The 22,537-nt window shown below is 70.8% G+C and carries 15 protein-coding genes and 1 tRNA gene; 8 read left to right on the forward strand and 8 right to left on the reverse strand.

The genetic code is table 11. The annotated features are described in order from the left end of the window. Positions 1-154: 154 nt before the first annotated feature. Positions 155-886 carry a hypothetical protein gene (locus CEK65_RS06760; RefSeq protein ID WP_152181194.1) on the forward strand — a complete coding sequence of 244 codons (732 nt, stop codon included), beginning with the start codon at positions 155-157 and terminating at the stop codon, positions 884-886. Positions 887-1,048: 162 nt separating this feature from the next. Here the strand turns inward: CEK65_RS06760 and CEK65_RS06765 are convergent, their stop codons facing one another. After that, complete coding sequence (locus CEK65_RS06765; protein WP_010341856.1) at positions 1,049-1,387, reverse strand: P-II family nitrogen regulator; 339 nt, start codon at positions 1,385-1,387, stop codon at positions 1,049-1,051. 176 nt (positions 1,388-1,563) lie between these two features. Between CEK65_RS06765 and CEK65_RS06770 the strand changes: the two genes are divergently transcribed. Both CEK65_RS06770 and CEK65_RS06775 read left to right on the forward strand, forming a co-directional pair. After that, the gene (locus tag CEK65_RS06770) at positions 1,564-1,833 is read left to right on the forward strand and encodes an accessory factor UbiK family protein (RefSeq protein WP_010341857.1); all 270 of its coding nucleotides are present in this window, start codon (positions 1,564-1,566) and stop codon (positions 1,831-1,833) included. Between the two features lie 13 nt (positions 1,834-1,846). Further along, positions 1,847-3,400 (forward strand): YifB family Mg chelatase-like AAA ATPase, encoded by a 1,554-nt coding sequence (locus tag CEK65_RS06775; protein ID WP_152181195.1) that lies wholly within the window; start codon positions 1,847-1,849, stop codon positions 3,398-3,400. Between the two features lie 80 nt (positions 3,401-3,480). Here the strand turns inward: CEK65_RS06775 and CEK65_RS06780 are convergent, their stop codons facing one another. From CEK65_RS06780 to CEK65_RS06805, 6 genes are all read right to left on the reverse strand, one after another. Continuing rightward, entirely contained in the window at positions 3,481-4,320 is an 840-nt protein-coding gene (locus tag CEK65_RS06780) for an alpha/beta fold hydrolase (RefSeq protein ID WP_152181196.1), read from the reverse strand. 553 nt (positions 4,321-4,873) lie between these two features. After that, a complete protein-coding gene (locus tag CEK65_RS06785) occupies positions 4,874-11,146 on the reverse strand; it encodes a YDG domain-containing protein (protein ID WP_152181197.1) in 6,273 nt (2,090 codons plus the stop codon). Positions 11,147-11,180: 34 nt separating this feature from the next. Continuing rightward, positions 11,181-12,908, reverse strand: coding sequence for a ShlB/FhaC/HecB family hemolysin secretion/activation protein (locus CEK65_RS06790; RefSeq protein WP_226980493.1), 1,728 nt, complete (start codon positions 12,906-12,908; stop codon positions 11,181-11,183). Between the two features lie 307 nt (positions 12,909-13,215). Continuing rightward, the gene (locus CEK65_RS06795) at positions 13,216-13,881 is read right to left on the reverse strand and encodes a response regulator transcription factor (RefSeq protein ID WP_226980494.1); all 666 of its coding nucleotides are present in this window, start codon (positions 13,879-13,881) and stop codon (positions 13,216-13,218) included. Between the two features lie 75 nt (positions 13,882-13,956). Continuing rightward, on the reverse strand, positions 13,957-15,975 hold the full coding sequence (locus CEK65_RS06800) for a sensor histidine kinase (protein ID WP_226980495.1): 2,019 nt from the start codon (positions 15,973-15,975) through the stop codon (positions 13,957-13,959). 554 nt (positions 15,976-16,529) lie between these two features. After that, positions 16,530-16,606: transfer RNA gene (locus CEK65_RS06805), tRNA-Arg, on the reverse strand. 268 nt (positions 16,607-16,874) lie between these two features. On the opposite strand from CEK65_RS06805, the gene ubiA reads away from it, so the two are divergent. Beyond that, on the forward strand, positions 16,875-17,777 hold the full coding sequence (gene ubiA / locus CEK65_RS06810; RefSeq protein WP_017909533.1) for a 4-hydroxybenzoate octaprenyltransferase: 903 nt from the start codon (positions 16,875-16,877) through the stop codon (positions 17,775-17,777). 109 nt (positions 17,778-17,886) lie between these two features. Here the strand turns inward: ubiA and CEK65_RS06815 are convergent, their stop codons facing one another. Next, positions 17,887-18,594: a ComF family protein gene (locus CEK65_RS06815; RefSeq protein ID WP_152181199.1), complete on the reverse strand. Its 708-nt coding sequence runs from the start codon at positions 18,592-18,594 to the stop codon at positions 17,887-17,889. 73 nt (positions 18,595-18,667) lie between these two features. On the opposite strand from CEK65_RS06815, the gene bioB reads away from it, so the two are divergent. From bioB to bioH, 4 genes are all read left to right on the forward strand, one after another. After that, entirely contained in the window at positions 18,668-19,711 is a 1,044-nt protein-coding gene (bioB, locus tag CEK65_RS06820) for a biotin synthase BioB (RefSeq protein WP_017914166.1), read from the forward strand. Positions 19,712-19,812: 101 nt separating this feature from the next. After that, the gene (gene bioF / locus CEK65_RS06825) at positions 19,813-21,018 is read left to right on the forward strand and encodes an 8-amino-7-oxononanoate synthase (protein WP_152181200.1); all 1,206 of its coding nucleotides are present in this window, start codon (positions 19,813-19,815) and stop codon (positions 21,016-21,018) included. Further along, positions 21,015-21,368 (forward strand): hypothetical protein, encoded by a 354-nt coding sequence (locus tag CEK65_RS06830; RefSeq protein WP_152181201.1) that lies wholly within the window; start codon positions 21,015-21,017, stop codon positions 21,366-21,368. The genes bioF and CEK65_RS06830 overlap by 4 nt, the downstream gene beginning before the upstream one ends. Positions 21,369-21,416: 48 nt before the next feature. After that, positions 21,417-22,178, forward strand: coding sequence for a pimeloyl-ACP methyl ester esterase BioH (gene bioH / locus CEK65_RS06835; protein WP_152181202.1), 762 nt, complete (start codon positions 21,417-21,419; stop codon positions 22,176-22,178). Positions 22,179-22,537 lie beyond the last annotated feature (359 nt).

Consider the following 22,537-nt stretch of genomic DNA (forward strand, 5'->3'; position numbering starts at 1 on the left):
GTGCGCATCCGAATCGACAGGCGCGCTGCATCGCGCATGGCATCGCCTCGCCGGTTGCCGCGATCGCGCGGTGTAGGCGCCAAACGATGCCGCACGCCATGGCCGGCGCGTGCGACGATGCGCCGGCCTCCATCGCACACACCGCGAGCCTGCCATGCGCTCCCAGACGACGTCGCCGTGGACCCTGTGCGCGCTGGCCGCGATCGGCTTCGTCGTCGCCTGCGTCGCCCACGAAGCGGTGGGCCATGGCCTGGCCTGCCTGGGCAGCGGCGGCACCGTCCGCTGGCTCACGTCGGTGTACTTCCGCTGCCAGTCCGGCCAACCGATCGTCGATGCCGCCGGCCCGCTGGCCAATCTATGCGTGGCCGCAGCCTGCATCCTGGCGGCACGCCGCCGTCGCGCGGACACGCCGCGCCTGGCGCTCGCGCTGATCGCCGCCTTCAACGGACTGTGGGGCGCCGGCTACCTGCTGTTCTCCGCGGTCACCGATGACGGGGACCTCGCCTTCGTCCTGCGCGATCTCGCCCTGCAGCCGGCCTGGGTCTGGCGGCTGGGGATGGGACTGGCCGGTGCCTGGCTGTATCTGCAGGTGCTGCGCGCCATCGCCCCGTGGCTCCCGAAAGGCAGGCCAATGCTGGCGGCCTACGCCACTGCCGGCACGGTGGCCTGCGTAAGCGTGCTGTTCCATGCAGGGCCGGTGCTGCCGGCATTGCGCGAGGCGGCGCAGGAAGACCTGTTGGCACCGATCGGCCTGGTGGTCATCGCGCTGTCGCGCCGGTCGCGCGCGCCACTGCCGCTACCGTCCAGCCGCGCCACGGTCGTCGTGGCGGTACTGGTGGTGGCGACGTTCTGGCTCACCCTCGGCCGTGGCTACGGCGGCGTCTGAGTCGGCGGCTGACGCGCAGCGTGCCTGACCTATCCAACTGGCCCGCCACGCCTGTAGGGGCGGTTTCAGCCGCGACAGGTTCTATCGGGAACGCCCATCGCGGCTGAAACCGCTCCTACACGACACCGTCCATGCCACGGCGATGCAGGCGCGGTGACTGCGTTACAGCGCGTCCGCGTCCAGTTCGCCGGTGCGGATCCGCACCACCGTGCCCAGGTCGTAGACGAACACCTTGCCGTCGCCGATCTTGCCGGTGGCGGCGGCCTTGACGATGGCCTCGACCACGCGCTCGACCTGGTCCTCGCTGACCGCCACTTCCAGTTTCACCTTGGGCAGGAAATCGACCACGTACTCGGCGCCGCGATACAGCTCGGTGTGGCCCTTCTGCCGGCCGAAGCCCTTGACCTCGGTGACGGTGATGCCGGCCACGCCCTGCGCGGCGAGCGCCTCGCGCACGTCGTCGAGCTTGAACGGCTTGATCACGGCCATGATCATCTTCATGCGGCGTTCTCCAATCACAATGGCCTCAGGATAGCGCGGTTGCGCGATCGACGGCCGTCGGGTTCAATGGCCGCGCGCCCCCAACGCCGGAATTTTCCGACAGCGCGCCGCGTCCGATCCCGATGGTCCCGACCCGCCGGATACCGCAGTCTGACGCCACCTGCCGGAGCACAGCCATGATCGACCTCAACCATCTCGACGACCTCGCCCGCCGCCTCAGCGATCTGGTGCCGCCGGGCCTGCGCCAGTCCCGCGACGAACTGCAGAGCACCTTCAAGAGCGCGCTGCAGGCCGGGCTGGGCAAGCTCGACCTGGTCACCCGCGAGGAATTCGAAGTGCAGCGCGCAGTGCTGCTGCGCACCCGCGAGAAGCTCGAAGCGCTGGAGCGCAGCGTCGCCGCGCTGGAAGCGGCGCGCAGCGGGCCCTCGCCCAGCCCCACCGCCTGATCCACCCGCCACCATGAGCCTGGCGCTGGTGCACAGCCGTGCCCGCGCGGGGGTGCTTGCGCCTCCGGTTCGGGTCGAAGTCCATCTGTCCGGCGGCCTGCCGACCACGCAGATCGTCGGCCTGCCCGAAGCCGCGGTGCGCGAGTCGCGCGATCGCGTCCGCGCCGCCCTGCTCTGCGCGCAGTACGAATTTCCGGCACGGCGGATCACCGTCAACCTGGCGCCGGCCGACCTGCCCAAGGAGGGCGGTCGCTTCGACCTGCCGATCGCGCTGGGCATCCTCGCCGCCGCCGGCCAGCTCGACCCGCAGGTGCTCGGCCAGTACGAATTCCTCGGCGAACTGGCCTTGACCGGCGAACTGCGTCCGGTCGACGGCGTCCTGCCGGCCGCACTGGCCGCCGCCCAGGCCGGGCGCACCCTGATCGTCCCGGCCGACAACGGCGCCGAGGCCGCACTGGCGCAACACGTGCAGGCCTACACCGCGCGCACCCTGCTGGAAGTCTGCGGCCTGCTCAACGGCAGCAAGACCTTGCCCGCGGCCACCGCGCCGCCCACGGTCGCCGCGCCCTTTCCCGACCTGAGCGACGTGCGCGGCCAGGCGCAGGCGCGGCGCGCCCTGGAGATCGCCGCGGCCGGGCATCACCACCTGTTGCTGATCGGCAGCCCCGGCTGCGGCAAGACCCTGCTGGCCTCGCGCCTGCCCGGGATCCTGCCCGAGGCCAGCGAAGCCGAGGCCCTGGAGAGCGCGGCCATCGCTTCGGTCAGCGGCCGCGGCGTGGATCCGGCACGCTGGCGGCAACGCCCCTACCGCGCACCGCACCACACCGCCAGCGCGGTGTCGCTGGTCGGCGGCGGCACTCATCCGCGCCCGGGCGAGATCTCGCTGGCGCACCACGGCGTGCTGTTCCTGGACGAACTTCCGGAGTGGAACCGGCATGCGCTGGAAGTGCTGCGCGAGCCGCTGGAATCGGGCCAGGTGACCGTGTCGCGCGCGGCGCGCAGCGCCGAGTTCCCTGCGCGCTTCCAGTTGGTCGCGGCGATGAATCCCTGCCCCTGCGGCTGGGCAGGCGACCCCAGCGGCCGCTGCCGCTGCAGCGAGGACGCGGTACGGCGCTACCGCGCGCGCATCTCCGGCCCACTGCTGGACCGCATCGACCTGCACGTGGAAGTGCCGCGGCTGCCGCCGCAGGCGCTGCGCGCCGATGCGCCGCCCGGCGAAGCAAGCGCCGTCGTGCGCGAGCGCGTGGAGCTGGCACGGCAACGCCAGCAGGCCCGCGCCGGCCGGCCCAACGGCCAGCTCGGCCACAGCGAAACCCTGCGCGACTGCCGCCTGCAACCGCGCGACGAGGCGCTGCTGGAACAGGCCATCGAGCGCCTGCGGCTGTCGGCGCGCTCGCTGCATCGGATCCTGCGCGTGGCCCGCACCATCGCCGACCTGGACGCCAGCGAGCGCATCGCCACCGCGCACCTGACCGAGGCCATCGCGTACCGGCAACTGGATCGTGGCGAGCCAACGGCGAGCGCCGTGGGTCCGACGCCACCCGGGGCACGCCGCCTGGCAGGGTGACGCCAAGCCGCAGCCGGCGTGCGCCGCATCCAGTCTGCACCCAGTCGTGCCCGCTGAGCGCAGCACTCTGCCGTACGCGCTCAGCTCCTCGCCGCAGCGCCCACCCACTCGGCGATCAAGGCATTGCACCGCCTCGCATGGGTAAAGGTCATGCCGTGCGACGCCCCGCCCAGCACCTCATGGCGCGCCTGCGGCAGCCAGGCCGCCAACGCGGCGGCGTTGTCGCGGTACTGGGCCGGGCTGCGTTCGCCGGCGACCAGCAACACCGGCATCGCCAGGGCAGCGGCCTGCTCGGGCCGGTACGCCGGCAGCACGTCGGCAATCTGCGGCACCAGGGTCTGCGCGTTGTCGCCCACCATCTGCCGAAAGCTTGCGCTGCTGCGCGCCCAGGCGCCGGGCTGGCTGACCGAATCGACGAAGCATTCCAGGCCGGCCTCCACCTGGCCACCTTGCAGCAACGCGATCGCTTGCGCGCGGACCGCCTGAACGTCGGCCGGCAGGCCCTGCCGCTGCGGGCCACCCGGATCGAACAGGGTCAGGCTGGCAATGGCATCCGGCTGCAACAGCGCCGCCTGCCAGGCCACGGCGGCACCACGGGAATGACCGACCAGATGCACCGGCCGCGCTTCCTCGGCGATGAAGGCGGCGAGCTGCTGCGCATGCCAGCGCCAACCGAACGCATGCCGCGACGCCGACGGCAGTCGCGGGTAGTACTGGCCCAGGCTCAGCGCGCTGAGCTGGAAGCGGTCGGCCAGGCCGCGCAGCTGTGGCGCCCAGTAGCGGTAGTCGCACAGGGCCCCGTGCACCAGCAGCACCGGCGCACCCTCGCCCACCCGCAGATAGGCCAGCGCGTCGTCCGCGCCGAGCCGGCGGACGGCCGGCTTGGGCAAGGGCGTGCGTGAACTGCTCGTCGCGATCATGCGTGCGACACCGCGACTACCGCCAGCGACGCCGACAGCCAGCGGCCAACAACGCCATCGCCGCGCAAGCAACACGCCGTTTGCGTCGAAAGGGAAGTGGGGAAGCGCTCGGCATCCCGATACGATAGCCGTATCGCCCCGGCGCGGCGACACTGCAGCGATGCGGTGGCGATCGGCGGCACAGCATCGCGCTGGCCGCGCGGCACACGCGCCGGAACGGCGGCGGCAGCCTCCCACCCACAAGGTTGCCAGAGCACACTCCCGCATGAGGGCCTGTGCGACGCAGGGTCGCGCTGTGTCGCACCCTGCATGCATCAGGCAATCACACCTCCAGAATGTGGCGCGTCCGCGGCGCGACGATGGCGAGGCGATGACCTTGATCTCACCGCAAGGGTGCTCCGCGCTTGCCACCATCGCACCGCGGACGCCGCTGCCTCCGCCTCAGGCGCATCACCCGCGCCGAGACGGTCGAACCCGGCCTGGCCTTTCCCCCGATCAGCCAGGCCGCCGGGACGCAGAGGCGGCAGCCGCCCCTGTGTCCCTCGCCACTCCGTCAGTCGACGAAGCTCAGCACCAGCGCGCGCACCTGCTGCACCGACACGCCCGCCTGCTGTTTCAGCGCGCCGAGCGCGTAGGCGCTGAGCGTTTCGCGGTCCATGCGTGCGGCCGAACGCGGCGCCACCACGTGGAGCGTGCCGTCTTCCAGCAGGGACAGGCGCAGCGTAGCGTTCTCGTCCGCATCGACGGCCACACTGGTCTGGGCGCTGGCGCGAACGTTCTGCTGCAGGTTCGGCGCGGTCGGCGCGCTGCCGTCCAGCGGGTGCAGCGCCAGGCTGCTGCCCAGGTCTTCCACCCGCAGGCGGCCAAGCGCGCGGCCTTCGCCGTCGAACACCGTCAGCACCGCCACTTCAAGCTGCGCCAGGGTCTCGCCACCGGTAGCGAGGCTCACGCCGGCACCGTTGCGCAGCACCTGCTCCATCGCCACATCGCCCGGGGCACCGCCGCGCTGGCCGGCACCCTGGCTTGCGGCGCCAGCACCGCCCTGGGCATCGGCGACGTTGCCTGCGCCGTTGCCACCGGCATTGGCGCCCGCCGAGCCGGTGGCACCGTCGGCCGCGGTGGTCCCGGTGCCCGTGCCGATCGCAGCGCCGACAGTGCCGCCGGCACCGCCCGAACCACCGGCGCTACCGCCAAGGCCGCTGCCGCTGCCACCGGCGCCGCCACCCGATGCCGTACTGCCGGCGCCGGTCGGATCGAGCGAGGTTCCACCCAGCCGCGGTTGCGCCGATGCGCCCAGTTCCCCCATCGCGCCGGCCGCTGCCGAAATCGCGCCCGCCGCCGTCGACGAATTTCCGTCGGCGGTGCCGCCCGGCTGCGTGCCGTTGCCCCCCATGCTCGGCTGCGAGACCGCGTCCACCGCGTTGCGGCCCGGCAGGTCCTCGATGCCGGCGACGGTCTGCTGACGCGCGTCGGTCAGACGGTAGTTGCCCGCGTCGGCACCGCTCAGGGCCAGTGCGATCTGCACCGTCTTGCCCGCCGCGGCCGAGGCATTGTCGTACTGACCCCGACCCTGCAGCGCGACCTCGTCGCCAGCGACCACGCCACGCAGCGGCGGCAGTACCAGCACCGCGTCGCTGCCGCCGTCGAAGCGCTTGTCCAGCACGGCCACATTGCCGACGGTCAGTTGCTTCGCCGCCACGTCGCCGCGCGACTGCAGGCTGGTGTTGAGCAGGCGATAGTTGCCGGCATCGCCACCGCGCAGGCCCGCGGTCACGTCCACGCGCTTGCCGGTGCCGGCGTTCTTGGTGTCGTAAAGGCCCTGCAAGATCAACGCGACGTCATCCCCACCGACCGTGCCGACCAGGCCGCTGCTGCTGACATTGGCGGTGCGGTTGCCGTCGTACACCTTGGCCGTCACGCTCAGCGTGCCGGCGTCGATCGTCTTGGGCGTGATGTCGCCGCTGGACTGCAGGCGCGTCGCGAGCAACTGGTAGTTGCCGGCGTCGCCACCGCGCAAGCCCGCGGTCACGTCCACCCGCTTGCCGATGCCGGCGTTCTTGTCGTCGTACTGGCCTTGCAGGACCAGCGCCACGTCGTCCCCGCTCAGCGTGCCGACCGGGCCGTTGCTGCCGACGTTGGCGGTGCGGTTGCCGTCGTACACCTTGGCCGTCACGCTCAGGGTGCCGGCGTCGATCGTCTTGGGCGTGATCGAGGCGGTACTGCCGCGCGGCGTCGAGGTGGCCACGTCCATGACGTAGTTGTCGGCATCGGTGCCGCCGAGTTGTGCGGCGACCACGACGCTCTTGTTGTCGCCGACGTTCTTGTCGACGAACGCGGCCTGGGTGGCGACGGACACATCGTCGCCGACGACGGCATTGCCGAGCGTGGCGTTGCGCACCTGCGCGCCGATCCCGCCGTCGTACACCTTGCCGGCGATGTCGACCGCCACCGTCAGCGTGCGCTTGGCGATGTCGGCATAGGCCGTGCTGTCGACCAGGTAGTTGCCTGCATCGCTGCCGCCGAGCGCGATGCCGGACACGGTGACCTGCTTGTTGACGCCGGCGCGTTTGTCGGCGAACACCGCGCCGGATGCACCGGCAAAGCGCACGTCGTCGCCGCTCACCACGCCGCTCAGGGCCGCCGCCCCCAGGCTGGCGGTGGTGGTGCCGTCGTAGACCTTGCCCTGGATCGAGCCGGCCCCCAGCTGCAGCGTCTTCTGGCTGATCGTACCGATGTTGGCACTGGCGCTGGTGCTGGCCAGACCGTAGCCGTACACGCGCACCGCGCCGTTGCCGGCGTGGTCCACGCTCAGGCCGTCGACGGTGACCGCCTTGCCGTGGCCGACGTTCTTGCTGTCGTAGTGCGCGGCGGTGCCGGTGACGACGACCGTATCGCCGTCGATCGCACCGCTGCTGGCCGTGTAGCCGATCCCGCCCAGTGCGGCAGCGGCATTGCCGTCATAGGTCTTGCTGGCTGCGCCGGTGAGGGCGACGGCAACGGTCGGGGCGACGCGGTAAAGGAAACCGCTGCCCGCATCCAGCACGGTGCTGCCGGTGCCGGCGTTGTACTGCTTGAACTGCGGCGCCAGACCGCCGCGGGTGTCATTGAGCGGCGAGGTGGAATACACCAGCCAGCGGCCGTTGCCGGCGCTTACGGCGCTGTTGCCTGCCTGATTGATGAAGTTGCGGCCGGCCGCCAGCAGCACGCCGGTCTGTCGCTGCGCGGCATTGCCCGCGCTCACCGCCTGTTGCAGCGTCAGGTCCGCGCTGGCGCCGGTCAGGCGCACGTCCACCGCGCCGGTGGAGGCGATGCCGGCGAGGCCATCGACACTGCCGACCAGCAGGTTGCCGTTGTTGCGGAAAGTCAGGTCGCCGCTCTGCGCCGCGATCGCGTTCACCAGGGTACTGGCGGAGGTCAGCGACACCGCGCCGCTGGAGCGCAGCGCCAGTGCCGCAGCGGTCAACGCGCCGCTGCCCTGGATGCCGGTACCGGCCACGTCGTTGAGCGACAGCGTCTGCGCGGCGCTGATGCCGTGGTTCAGGCTCAGGCCGCCCTGCGCGGCGCTGAGATAGAGGCTGCCGCCGCTCACGCCGACATCGCCGGTCTGCTGCAAACGACGCGCCTGCACCTGCATGCGGTTGCCAACGGCGACGTTGAACGCCCCCATCGTCACGTCATTGCCCGACGCATCCAGACGCAACGTGCTCACGCCGTTGAAGCGCGACAGCATGCTGCCGCTCAGGACCGTGCTGCTGCCGCCGAACGCGAACGGGTTGCCGCCGGACACGGCGAAGGCCACGGTAGCTGCCGTCTGATTGCTCAGCGTGGTGCTGGCCGCATCGAAACCGGTTCCGGCAGTGGCGACGAGGGTGGCGGCGCTGTTGTTGAAGTTGATCACGCTGTTCAGGCCCAAGGTTCCTGTCGCGTTCAACCCCACCGTCCCGGTGGTGCCGGCGCGCACATTCAAGCCGGTCAGTGTGTCGGCGAGACCCAGGCCCCAAGTGGCGCTGGAACTGGCGATCTGGGTGGCGCCGCCCACGTCCAGCGCCAGCGTGGTGAAGTTGAAGGTACTGTCGCTGAGGGTGGCGCCAGCGCCGGCGGTGACCGCCAGTTTGGCCGCAGATACGCCGCCGTTGACTCCCAAGACGCGTTGGCCGCTCTTCAGGCTCACGGTGCTGGCGCCGGTGACGATGTCGCTGTCGAACACCAGGTCGCCGCCGTCGCTGCGGCCCACTTCCAGCGTGGCCGCGTTGACCTGGCCGATCGTCGCGTTGCTGAGCCCGGTGCCCAGATGCAGGGCGTTGGCCGCGGTCATTTGCCGGATCGTGACCTTGCCGTTGCCGCCGTTGGCGGTGACATGCTGGCTGAGGTTGATGGTGTCGCCGGTCAGGATCACGTCGCCGGTGCTGTTGCTGAGGCTGCCGGCGGTGATGTCCAGGGTCTTGTCGAGCAGTTCGAAGCTGCCGCTGGCGTTGAAGTTGTAGTTGCCGGAGACGCTGATGGTGCCGGTGCCGTCGGCGCGGCCGATGGTCAGGTTGCGGATGCCCGGCAACTTGTTCAGCGTCGCCGCCGAGGCGAAGCCGTTGGCGTCGCCCAGCACCATGTTGACCGAAGGATCGTACGGCTCCAAGCGCATCGACGCCGTGCTGAGGTTGTTGAGGGTCGACGAGCCCCAGTCGATCTTGTTGGCGCGCAGCACCAGCACGCCGCTGCCGGTATCGAGATTGACCGGTACGTTGCCGAACACGATGTTGCCGCTGGTGTAGATGCTGGCGCCGCCCTTCATGGTGAAGGCGGTATCGATGTTGAAGTCCCCACTGGCGTCGATCAGGCCGTTAAGGATCTTCTCGCCGCTGGTGTAGCTGCCATCGGCCTTGAACAGCACGCGCCCGGCGCCGAGGGTCATGTTGGAGTTCAGCGTCACCGCGCCCTGCCCGGTGGACAGGTACACGTTGCCGCCATTGCTGAAGATCGGCGAGTTCAGGGTCAGGTCGCCGCCGCCCATGTTGTCCGAGTCGCCCCAGATGCGCACGTAGCCGCCATTGGTGGTCAGCGCGCCGCTGACCGAGATGCCGTCGGCGCCGTACAGGGTGATCGAGCCGGCGCCCGGGGTACCGTTGCCGTTCTGGGTGACGTCGTGGGTCGGCAGCGTGCCGGGATTGGTGCCGGGGCCATGTGCGATCAGGTTGCCGATGCTGCTCAGGAAGCCGGTGTTGGTGCGTCCGCTCTGCATGTAGATGCTGCCGGTCCCGAACACTTCCACCGTATTGGTCGGATTGGCGAAGCTGATGGTGCCGTTGGTGTTCTCCAGACGCAGGCTGACATTGTTGGCCATGCTCAGGCGGCCATTGCCGCCGTTCAGCGACAGGTCGCCGAAGGTGATGCCATTGTCGGCCACCAGCATCACGTTGGCGTTCTGCGCCTGCAGGTCCCGCACGTATACCGTGCTTCCGCCCAGGGAACCGATGCCGGTGCCGCCGCCTTGAATGCTGATGGTGTCCGGGTCCAGCAGCAGGTCGCCCATCGCGCCGTTGGCCGCGCTGGCATCGGTGCGGCCGCTGTAGGCGAGTTGCTGCTTGCCGGAGACTTCGGCGCGGCCGCCGTTGCCGCCTTGCGCGCCACCGCGCACGGCGATGCTGCCGGCGAACCGGGTGTCGCCGTCGGACCAGACCACCGCTTCGCCGCCGTTGCCGCTGCTGCCGGCGCTGGCGTCGAGCGCGACGCTGGCATCGGCCTCCACGTGGGTGGCGTTACGCAACGCCGGATCGTGCCCCTGCCAACCGCCGCCGACGTGGATGGCGCCACCGCCGGTCGCGCCGCTGGCGTCCAGGCGCGCGTCGCCGTCCAGGCGTAGCTGCTGGCCGAGCACGTCGATGCGGCCGCCCTGGCCGGTCGCCGAACTGGCGTCGAGGCGGCCGCTGACGTGGACCTGGCCGGCGTCGCCGCCGTCGAGCAGGATGCGCCCGCCATGCGCGCCCAGCGAGGTCGCTTCGACCACGCCATCCATGTTGATGACGCTGGAGCGCAGCGCGCTGGCGCCGGCGGCGCTGAGCACCACGTTGTTGCCGCGGATGGTGCCGCTCTGCGCCAGTTCCGCCTTCAGCGCGTCCTGGGCGACCGCCAGCGACAGCAGGCCGTCGCTGCCGAAGTCCACCGCAACGCGATCGCCTGCGGCCAGTCCGACCTGGCCCGCCGCGATGCTGCCGGTGTTGCTCACCGCCGGCGCCAGCAATGCCACCACGCCGCCGTTGGCGCGGATCGCGCCCTCGTTGCGCACCGCGCCGGCCGCGCCGCTGGCGACGAAGCGCGCGTGTCCGCCCAGGAAGTCGCTGTCGCTGATGCCAAGCGAGCTAACCAGCAGCCCGCCCACGTCCACCTGCGCGCCCTTGCCGAAGTACACGCCGTTGGGATTGACCAGCCAGACCTGGCCGTTGCCGCTCAGTTCGCCCAGCACCTGGCTGGGCGTACCACCGAGCACGCGGTTCAGCGCGATGGCGGTGCTGTCGGGCTGCTCGAAGCGCACGCTGGCCTGGTTGCCGATGTCGAAGCTGTTCCAGTTCAGGATCAGCCGCTGGCTGTCCTGATGCACGGTCAGGTTGGCGCCGTGCTGGTCCAGGTGCGCATTGCCGGCGGCGATCTGCGCGCCGTCGGGCAATGCGCCAGGATCCACGGCATAGGCCGACAGCGGCACGCTGCCGATGGCGATCGCGGCGGCGGCAGCACGCACCACGGTGCCGCTGCGCTTGCCGCGGCGGCGGGAAATTTCGGCGGCGACCACGTAGGCGCCACGCAGTTCGTCCCAGATCAAACGGTAGATGTGATTCATGCGAATCGTCCTCAGAAGGCGTGGAGTGGCGGCGTCAGAAGCGCAGGCTGGCCTGCAGCCACAGGTAGTGGTCGTCGCGCAGGCCGTCGGCGTTCAGGCCGGCGGCGCTGCGGCCGGGGTTGTCGCCCAGCCGGTGCGCCCAGGCACCGCGCAGCGACCAGCGCTCGCCTTGCAGGTTCAGGCCGATACCAGCGCTGGACAGGTCGTACGCATTGCCCGACCACGGCATCACCGATCCCGCCCACGGATCGATGTGCTGGCGCACGTGGCCGTGATCGGCGAACAACAGCGCCTGCGCACGCACGTGCCTGGCGACGAAGAAATCGCGGCGAAGCTCGGCATTGACCAGCCAGCCGTTGTCGCCGCTGCCTTCGCCGACCGCATGCCCGCGCACCCCGGACGGGCCGCCGAGCAGGAACTTCTCCGACGAATCCAGGTTCTTGCTGGCGAACTGGCCATTGGCACCCACGTACAGGCCCCAGTTGCTCAAGCCGCCCAGGCTCTGATTGCGCTCCACGCGCCAGACCAGCTTGTTGTAGCTGCCGCGGGTGCGCGCGCTCAGCCCGTCGGCGATGCGGTCGGCCGCGTTGTCCAGCTCCACACGGCCGGCGACCCAGCCCAGGCTGGCGCCGAAGTAACCGCCGCCCCACCAACCGTCCCAGGCGTTGCCGCTGAGCATGGTGGTGAGCCGGTCCAGATTGCGCTCGCGCAGGACCTGGCCCAGCGCCTTGTCGACCAGCTCGCGACGCTCCGCGTCCATGCTGATCCACAGGCTGCGCTTGCGCGTGCGCAACAGCGGATAGCTGAGGCCGGCGCTGACGGTACGCGCGCTGCCGCGCAGGTCCAGCGGCTTGAACTCGGCGCCAACCGCGTAGTGCATCGACGAGGCGGCGACGTTGGCGCGCAGACCCGACGGGGTCAGGCCGATGGCGTAGTTCAGACCCAGCAGATCACTGCCGCTGCTGTGGCTGAGGTTCACGCCGAGCAGGTCCTCGTGCTCGAACGGCCGATTCACCGCGCCCCAGGCGCTGCTGCGCCACGCGCCGGTGTAGCGGTTGGCGAAGTTGTCCACGCTCGCGCCGCCGATCCACGCCGGCGCGCTATCGGCACGGATCAGCAGGCGGCTGCTGCCGGGCTCGGCGCCCTTTTCCAGCGTCGCACGCGCGCTCACGCCTGGCACGTCGTTGATCAACAGCAGCGCGCGCTCCAACTGGTCGTTGCGCACCGGCCCTTCGGGCAAGGCCGCATCGGCGATGCCGGTCGCGCGGGCGCGCAGCGCGGCATCGTCGGACAGCACCTGCACGCGGCCAGGCGCGTTCTGCAGACGCCCGATCATGATCGCGATCTCCAGCTCGCCGTTGCTCAGGTCCTGCCGCGGCAGATAGGCGCGCGCCAGCAGATAACCCTGCGCCTGCAGCGCGGCACTGACCCGCTGCGCCAGCGCCTGCAACTGCGCGTGGGTCAGCGACTTGCCCAGCGCATCGGCAACCACCGCCTGCAGCGCCTGCGTGTCGATCGCGCCCTCGGCTCCGCTGAAGCGGACGCGGTCGATGCGTGCGCTGAAGCCGCCATCCGGCGCATCGGGCAACGGCGCCTGCAGCAACGCGGCCGCATCGTCGGCCGGCGGCTGCAACCGTTCCTGGCGCTGCTGCTGGTTGAGCAGCGAGCCCGCGTCCGGCGGCGCCGTCTGCGCAAGAGCCAAATTGACAGCGAGTGGCAACGAGCCGAGGCCAAGAAGCTTGGCCAGCCGCGTGGTATTCATGCAATGTCCCCGTGTGGTGCGCAGAACGCGCCCTTGTTGATCGGCGCCATTCTGGAGATCACGAGGGCGTGAAAACTTACGAGTTCTGACACGGCCGCGTAACGTCAAAGGACCGTAGGCGCGGGTCGTTCGCCGCATCGGAATGCAGGCATTTCGGCGGATTTCCGGCGCGTCCGTGGTTCCACGCAGTGCGCACGAGCGACAGCGACGACGGCATTTTGACGCAGCGATGATCGCATCACGCGGCATCCGCGACGCATTGCGCCGAGTTCGCTGGCGCCTGGTCGCCAACCGTCGCGCGGCGCGCTTACTCCACGCGGATGGAATCGGTGGTCAGATAGCCGCGCGCGTGCTCGGTGCGGATTGGCAGTTCCTGCCCGCACGCCTCGCGGCAGCGCCGACGCAAACGGCTGATCATGGTATCCAGGCGACGCTGGTCGAAGGACAGCCAGTCCCAGCCCAGTGCCTCGGCCACCTCGCGGCGGCCGGCCATCTCGCCGGCGCGCACGGCCAGCACCCGCAACAGCGCGAACTCGCGCGCGCTCAGTTCCAGACGCGCATCCTCCGGCGTGTACAGGCAGCATTCGCTGGCGACCAGACGCCAGCCGCGCGGCAGCCGTCGCAACAGTGCACGCACGTGCGCCGCCAGTTCCGCCAGGCGCACCGGCTTGACCAGATAGTGGTCGGCCCCGTTCTCCAGGCCGTGGATGCGGTCCTCGCTGGCACCGCGTGCGGTCAACATGATGATGCCGATGCCCGGGGAGGCGCTGCGCAGGCGCTCCACGATCTCCAGGCCATCGGCATCGGGGAGCCCGCGATCGAGGATCACCACGTCGAAGCGCAGCCCGGCACTTGCGGCGAAGAAGGCCGCAGCCGAGCCAGCGGATACCACGCGGTGTCCGGCGCCGACCAGATAACTCTGCAGTTCCTCGCACAGATCCACTTCGTCTTCGAGCAGACCGATCAATGCCATGTCAGCGTACCTCCCCGGCGCGGCGGCAGCGCGCGACGCCATGCCGTGCGCCGCATGTGCGGTGCGTGCGCATGCTCACCGCCCCTCCGCGGCGACGGCCTGGGGCAGGCGCAGGCTGAAGGTCGCGCCGCGGCCGTCGCTGTCCAGGGTCAACTCGCCGCCCAATCGCAGGGCGATGCGCTTGACCAGGTACAGCCCCAGCCCCGCGCCGGCAGTGCCGCCGCTGCCGCTGCCGCGCGCGAACTTGCGGAAGATCCCGGTGTGCTCGTGCGGCGGAATGCCGGGCCCCTGATCGGCGACGCCGAGGATCAGGGTCTGCGCCTGCGCCGTGGCCGTCAGCCGTACCGGTTGTCCCGGCCCGGAGTACTTCAGGGCGTTGCCCAACAGATTGTCCAGGGCGATCCGCAGCAGGCCGCGGTCGCAATCCACCCGCAGCGGCGCCTGCGCCAGTTCGGCCCGCACGCGCTCGCGTGACGGATCGAGCGCGTCCAGCACCTCGTCGATGAGCGCGGGCAACGCAAACACCTCGCGCTTGAGCGCGCCTTCGTCCGAGAGCACCTGTTCATCGTCGAGGAAACGTTCGATCAACTCGGACATGCGCTCCACCGATCGCTGGATCTTCTCGATGCGGCGGCGTCCTGCCGGCTGCAGCGCGGTCTCCGTGTCCTGCAGCATCTGGCCGCTGGCATGGATGATCGACAAGGGCGTGCGGAACTCGTGCGACAGCAACGTCACGAATTCGCGCTGCTCCTCGCGCAGCCGCTGCTCGGCGACCAGTGCCTGCCGCAATTGCGTCTTGCTCTCGCGCAGGCGCTGCTCGGTGGCCTGGCGCTGCACGATTTCCTCGGCCAGTTCGCGGGTGCGTTCGCGCACCTTGTGCTCCAGCGATGCCTCGGACTGCTGCGAGAGTTCCAGCGCCAGGGCCAATGCATCTTGGCGCTGCTTCTCCAGCGCGTAGAAGCGTTGCGCGAAACTGAAGGTCAGCAACAGCAGGTGTAGGGTCAGACCCACCGCCAGCGGCGCGCCATTGCGCAGCCACGGCGTGTTCGGCAGCAGGCCAAGGTTGATCAGGAAGCCGCGGAAGAATGCGATGTACAGCACCAGGAACGCCACCAGGTACAGCTTGGCCATGGCCTGGCCGCGCCAGCTCAGGTAAGCCGCCACCAGCAGCAGCAACGGTACGCTGACCAGGCTCAGCCCCTGCACGAACGGCATCACCGTGCCGAACCTGCCAAGCAGGAATCCGCTGCAGGCGACGCCGATCGCCAGCCACACGAAGGTTTCGTAGGTGCGCGACAGCCGCGGGAAATGCGTGTGCAAAGCCATCAACCGCACGCTGAAGGACACGGCGATGGCCACGCTGAGCGCCAGCACCACGCCGAGTACGGTGTCGCCGCCATCGTGCGTGTCCAGACGAAAGAACGGGCCGACCAGGCCCCGGGTCTTGTACACGCTGTAGCCGCTGGTGGCGATGTAGGCGACATACCAGCGCACCGGCCCCACGCCGCTGCGTCGCCAGATGAAGGTGCCGGCCATGCACAGCGCGAGGATGAAGCCCAGGAAGATGCTGTCCTGGCTGGCGGACAAGGCCTCGTGGGCGAGCAGCGCCTGCGGCTCCCACAGCTTCAGCGCCACCGTCATCGCGTTGCGTTCGGTCAGGCGCAGGTAGACCTCCGGATAGCGTCCATCCGCCGCTTCCAACTGGAACACCGGCGTCCGCAGCAGGTAGGGGTACTCGCGCCGCGACACGTCCTCGCCGCGGCGCAGTTCGCGGAAGCCACCGCCCGGCTGCGGCACGTATAGGCGCACGGTATCGGCCAGCGGCGCGTCCACCTGCAACATCAGCACCCGAGGCAGGCGGGTCATGCGATCCAGGCGCAGCCGCAACCAGACCGCATCAGGGATGTAGCCGAGACTGAACTCCGGCGACGTCGGCTGCAGGTCGCCGCGCGCCGCCACCGCGTGCACGTCGAGCGTGCCGGCACGATCGCGCAGCATCTGTACGTGCCCGTCCAGGGCAATGGAGCGGCGGCCCTGCTCGGAGACCGACTGGATCCCGCCGCACCCGCCAAGCAACAGGACGATCAGGAGCAACAGGGGCGTGAGCGTCGAGCGGCGGCGCATGAAGAACCCGGCGTTGTATCCGAACGTGTGCGTATGCAGGTGGCGGGCGTCACTGAAAGCACTGCGAGCGGCATCCCCATGCCGGCCCTGTGGCGGACACTACCCTGGCCGCTCCGAAATTCTACACAGGGAGACATGCAATGTGAAATTCATCAACCTATGACGTTGCGCAACACCTCGTTCCGTGCGTTCCGGCGCACGTCCCGTCTCCGAACACGCACGCACCCATGCCACGTACCGCAGCCAGTACCACGCCTGGCGCCCTGCTCGGACACCGCGCAGACGGCTCCAGCAGAGCACGCCGCGTACCATGCTTCTGGGAGCGGATGGGACGCTGACCAAGCGCTGGGACAAGGTCGGGGTCGCGCGGGCATGACGCATCGGCGCCACAGCGCCCGGCAGCGAGCAACGCATGCGTTCGCACGGCCGCAGGGCGGCGGAAGCGAAAGAGTAAAGAGGAGCCAGCGCAGATGGCGGACAGGACGCGGGCGATGCCAGACAGGATCGGCATGCACGGCGGGGGATGGCGCGCCCGGAGGGATTCGAACCCCCGACCAATGGCTTCGGAAGCCACTACTCTATCCGGCTGAGCTACGGGCGCAACGGACGCGCATTCTAACGGCATTCGTGGTCCGCGTCTCCCCCATTCGCACGGCCCGGCGACGGCGCGCGCGTCATGGGCATGCGGCCGCCGCCGTCCGCTCACCGGCACCTTGCGTCGACATGCGGCGCGGCCGGCACGGCGGCCACCTCGCCGTGGACGCCTGGCGCCCGTCCGCGTCCTGCGGCGCTCGGCCAACCAACGCAGGACACGGCGCATCCACCTCCGCGACGCGCCGCCGGCACCACGCGGCTGCTACCCTTACGCGATGGGTTACGAACGCTACGAAACGCCTGCCGCGCTGCCGCCGCGCGCGCGCCTTGGCCAGTACTGGAAACTGCTGCGCGGCGACCGGCCGATCGGCGTGCTGCTGCTGCTGTGGCCGACCTGGTGGGCGCTGTGGCTGGCCGCCGATGGGATACCGCCGCTGTGGACCTTGTTCGTGTTCACCGCCGGGGTGTGGCTGACCCGCTCGGCCGGCTGCGTGATCAACGACTACGCCGACCGCTGGCTGGACCCGCAGGTCGAGCGCACCCGCAGCCGGCCGCTGGCAACGGGCGCGGTCAGCGGCCGCGAAGCGCTGGCGGTGTTCGCGGTACTGATGCTGGTCGCGTTCGCGCTGGTGCTGACCATGAACGCGCTGACCATCGGCCTGAGCGTGGTCGGGCTGTTCCTGGCCGCCAGCTATCCCTACCTCAAGCGCTACACCTACCTGCCGCAGGTCTACCTGGGCATGGCCTTCGGCTGGGGCATCCCGATGGCCTTCGCCGCGGTGCGTGGCGAGGTGCCGGCGCTGGGCTGGCTGCTGTACGCGGTCAATATCCTGTGGGCCACCGCCTACGACACCTGGTATGCGATGGTCGACCGCGAGGACGACCTGCGCGCCGGCTCCAAGTCCACCGCCATCCTGTTCGGCGAACTCGACCTGGTCATCCAGGGCGTGTTGTACGCGCTGATGTTCGTCGCTCTCGCCTTCGTCGGGCATCGCGCGGACCTGGGCGTGTGGTACTGGGCCGGGCTGGGCGTGGCGGCGTTGCTGGTCGTCGTCGAATTCCGCATGGCCCGGCACCGCGAACGCGCGGCGTGCTTCCGCGCCTTCCTGCACAACAACTGGGTCGGCCTGGCGATCTTCGCCGGCATTGCCGCGGCGCTGGCACTGCGCGCCGGCTGACACCGACGCGGTTCGGCAGCTCGCTTCGGCGGCGCGAAGCAACGCCCTGGCCACAGGCCACGCGATAGCCACGGGTCCGCACGCGTTGCAGGCACAGCCGGTGCAGCGCTCACGGCACCCGCGCCACCACCCAGGCATCGACCCGTTCGACGCCGGCACGGCGCAGTGCCTTTGCCGCGGCGTGGAGGGTCGCGCCGGTGGTCATCACGTCGTCGACCAGGGCCACGTGCGCCGGCAGCGCCGCCGAGGCCGGCACCGCGAACGCACCACGCAGGTTGCGCCGGCGTGCGCGCGCATCCAGTTCGGATTGCGCCGCGGTCGCCCGCACCCGCTGCAGGTCCAGGCACAGCGGCAGTGCCAGCGCGCGCGCCAGTGGCCGCGCCAGTTCCAGCGCCTGGTCGTAACCGCGCTGGCGCAGCCGGGCCGGATGCAGCGGCACCGGCAGCAGCGCCTGCGGCCGCGGCAAGGCCGCGCAGCGTGCCTGCAGCAGCGCGGCGAGCAGGCGCCCGGCGGCCAGGTCCTGATGGAACTTGAAGCGGCGCAACAGGCCATCGACCGGCGCGGCGTACACGCAGGCGCTGGCCACCCGCTCCAGCAAAGGCGGCCGGCGTTGGCACGCGCCGCAGACCTGCTCGGCATCCAGCGCCGGCAACGGCAGCGCGCAGCGGCAGCAGGCCGCCGCATTCCAGGGCACGCCGTCTCGACAGGCGGCACACAGGTCCAGGCCCGGCGCGCCGGGCTCCCCGCACACCAGGCAGCGTTCCGGCAGCAGGCGGCGCTGCAACCAGCGCCAACCGCCGTCAACCAAACCAGTCATTGTGAAGTTGACAGGACGTTGCATGCTTACCAGACTGCCCGCTTTCCCAGCCGCTGACCGTCAGGAAACCCCCATGTCCGCTGTCGTCCGACACGACTGGCAACGCCAGGAATTGCTCGCGCTGTTCGATCTGCCGTTCCCGGAACTGCTGCACCGCGCCGCCGCCGTGCACCGCGAACACTTCGATCCGGCGCAGGTGCAGGTGTCCACGCTGCTGTCGGTGAAGACCGGCGGCTGCCCGGAAGACTGCGCGTACTGCCCGCAGGCGCAGCGCTATGCCACCGGCGTGGAGGCGCAGAAGCTGATGAGCACCGAGGCGGTGCTGGACAAGGCGCGCCAGGCCAAGGCCGCCGGCGCGTCGCGGTTCTGCATGGGCGCGGCCTGGCGCTCGCCCAAGGACCGCGATATCCCGAAGGTGGCGGAGATGATCCGCGAGGTGAAGGCGCTGGGCCTGGAGACCTGCGCCACCCTGGGCATGCTCGACGGCACCCAGGCGCAGGCGCTGAAGGCGGCCGGGCTGGACTACTACAACCACAATCTGGACACCGCGCCGGATTTCTACGACTCGATCATCCACACCCGCCAGTACCAGGACCGCCTGGACACCCTGACCCACGTGCGCGACGCCGGCCTGAAGACCTGCTGCGGCGGCATCGTCGGCATGGGCGAGTCGCGCGACCAGCGCGCCGGCCTGCTGCAGGCGCTGGCCAACCTGCCGGTGCATCCGGACTCGGTGCCGATCAACCGCCTGGTGCAGGTCGCCGGCACCCCGCTGCACGGCACGGTCGAGCTGGACCCGTTCGAGTTCGTGCGCACGATCGCCGTCGCCCGCATCGCGATGCCGCGGGCGATGGTGCGGCTGTCGGCCGGGCGCGAGAGCATGAGCGACGAACTGCAGGCGCTGTGCTTCTGCGCCGGCGCCAACTCGATCTTCTACGGTGAGAAACTGCTGACCACCGGCAACCCGGACACCGAGCGTGACCAGGCGCTGTTCGCGCGGCTGGGGCTGCGGCCGATGCAGGTGATGGTGGATGCCGACGCGCACGACCATCCCGGCACCGTGCACGCGGACATCACCGCCCAGCCCACACCGGCGATCGCCGCCGCGCTGGTCTGAGCCTGGGGCGTCCGTCCGCCGATCCGGCCGTCCATCGCCGGCGGCGCCCGGCCCGGCCGGGGACGCGCTACGCTAGCCCGCCAGATGCCCTTCCCGCGCCCATGGCCCGTCCCGACCTGCACGACCGCATCCAGTCCGCGCGCGCCTTGCGCGAAGCGCAGGGGCGCCTGCGCGTGCGCCACAGCGTCGGCCGCCGCGACGGCGTGCGCCTGGAAGTGGACGGCCGCTGGCTGACCGGCTTCTGCAGCAACGACTATCTGGGCCTGGCGCAGCAGTTCGAAGTGGTCGCCGCCCTGCAGGACGCCGCCGCGCGCGAGGGCGCCGGCGCCACCGCCTCGCACCTGGTGTGCGGCCACCACGCGCTGCACGAGGCGCTGGAACGCGAGATCGCCGACTGGCTCGGCTATCCGCAGGCGCTGCTGTTCGGCAGCGGCTTCATCGCCAACCTGGCGGTGCAGCAGGCGCTGCTGAGCGAGGAAGAGGACGTGTGCGTGCAGGACCGGCTCAACCACGCCAGCCTGCTCGACGCCAGCCGCCTGGCCGGCTGCCGCCTGCGTCGCTACCCGCACCTGGATGCCGAAGGCGCGATGCGCCAGCTCAAGCACGCCGCCGACGGTGCGGCGATGCTGGCCACCGATGGCGTGTTCAGCATGGACGGCGACGTCGCCCCGCTGCGCTCGCTGGCGCTGGTGGCGCGCACGCAACAGGCGCTGCTGTACGTGGACGACGCGCACGGCGTCGGCGTGGTCGGCCCGCAGGGGCGCGGCAGCGTCGCCGAGGCCGGGCTGGGTGTCGACGACGTTCCGCTGCAACTGGTGACCCTGGGCAAGGCACTGGGCGGCTACGGCGCCGCAGTGGTCGGCGATACCCCGCTGATCCGGCATCTGGCCGAAACCGCGCGGCCGTATCTGTACACCACCGCGCTACCGCCGGCGCAGGCCGCGGCCTCGCTGGCGGCGGTCAAGCTGGCGCGGCGCGACCAGTGGCGGCGCGAGCGGCTGGTCGAACTGATCGCCCTGTTCCGCGGCGGCGCGCGCCGTCACGGCCTGGAACTGATGGCCTCGGACACGCCGATCCAGCCGCTGCTGTGCGGCGAGGAGCGCACCGCGCTGGCGTGGTCGGCAGCGCTGGAACAGGCCGGCTACCTGGTCTCGGCGATCCGTCCGCCGACCGTGCCGGAAGGCAAGTCGCGGCTGCGCGTGACCCTGTCGGCGCTGCACACCCCGGCGCAGGTGCAGGCGCTGCTGGACGCGCTGGCGCTGGCACGCGATCGCGTGGCCGCGCATCCGCCCGGCGTGCCGGCGTGAGCGCGACCGACCTCGCCGCGCGACGCGCGGTGTGGGACGCGCTGGCCGAGCTGTACCTGGACGATGCGGTCGACGCGCGGCATGCGCAGATCGCCGCGGTACTCGCCGCCTCGCCGTTCGCCACCGATACGCTGTGGCAGATGCTGCGCGAGGACGTGCATCCGCGGCTGGCGCCGAACCTGCTGACCACGGCCGGCGCCTGGCAGGTCATCGACGGCGACTGGCTGAGCGCGGCGATCCAGCAGCGCCGTGGTGCGCATCGCGTGTCCGCCTGGCGCACCCGCGACTATCCGCGCCAACAGTGGCGCCTGCTGCTGCCGCAGGTGCTGGCGCAGCGCGCGGCGCACTGACGCGGCAGCCGACGCTGCCTTTCCTGTTCTTTCGCAACGACGACAACGATGCATATCGACACCCTGGGGCAGGGCCCCGATCTGGTCCTGCTGCACGGCTGGGCGTTGAACGGCGGCATCTTCGCGCCCTTGGTCGAGCGCCTGTCGGCGCAGTACCGCCTGCATCTGGTGGACCTGCCCGGGCACGGCCACAGCCGGGGCGACGACACGCCGCTGGCATTGCCGCACGTGGTCAGCGCAATCGCCGCGGCCACGCCGCCGGCCGTGTGGCTGGGCTGGTCGCTGGGCGGGCTGTTCGCGCTGCACGCCGCCGCCACGCAACCGCAGGTGCGCGGGCTGGCGATGCTCGCGGCGACGCCGCGCTTCGTCCGCGGCAGCGACTGGCCGCACGCGGTGGAACCGCAGGTGTTCGAACAGTTCGGCCGCGATCTGGCCGAAGACTATCGCGGCACCCTCGAGCGCTTCCTGGCACTGGATACGCTCGGCTCGGCGCACGCGCGCGCCGAACTGCGCACCCTGCGCGAAGCGCTCGACGCCCGCGGCGCGCCCGACCCGCACGTACTGCAGGACGGCCTGACCCTGCTGGAACGTACCGATCTGCGCCGCGCCCTGCCCGGCCTGCGCGTGCCCAGCCTGTGGATCGGCGGCCAGCGCGACCGCCTGGTCCCACCCGCAGGCATGGAGGCCGCCGCTGCCCTGGCGCCGAACGCGCGCACGCTGATCGTCGCCGGCGGCGGCCACGCCCCGTTCCTCGGCCATGCCGATACGGTCGCCGAGGCGCTGCGTGGATTCCTGGCGGCGCTGGACTAGCGGCGTCGCGCCGCGCGTTCCACGGTGCTGTCGTAGCAGCGGCTTCAGCCGCGACACGCCCGTTGCGTCTGGTCGCGGCTGAAGCCGCTCTACAAGCGCTTGCGTCGAGCCCGCCGGGTGCACTGTGGGAGGGACTTCAGTCCCGACGCATTGCGCCATCGGAAAGCGCACACCGTCTCGCGCGTCGCACGCTGCATCACAGTTGACTCCCACAAGGCATCACGCGACCCGCACCGACGTCAGAAAGACGCAAGCGGCTCCGCCGTGGGACTCAACTGTCGTGCCGCCGCGACAAGCGAAGCCCAAAGCCGGCCGACACCCTCCGTCGTCGGGACTGAAGGGCACCTCGAACAACCTGC

The organism is Xanthomonas sp. LMG 12459 (assembly GCF_009192905.1).
Lineage (GTDB): Bacteria > Pseudomonadota > Gammaproteobacteria > Xanthomonadales > Xanthomonadaceae > Xanthomonas_A > Xanthomonas_A sontii.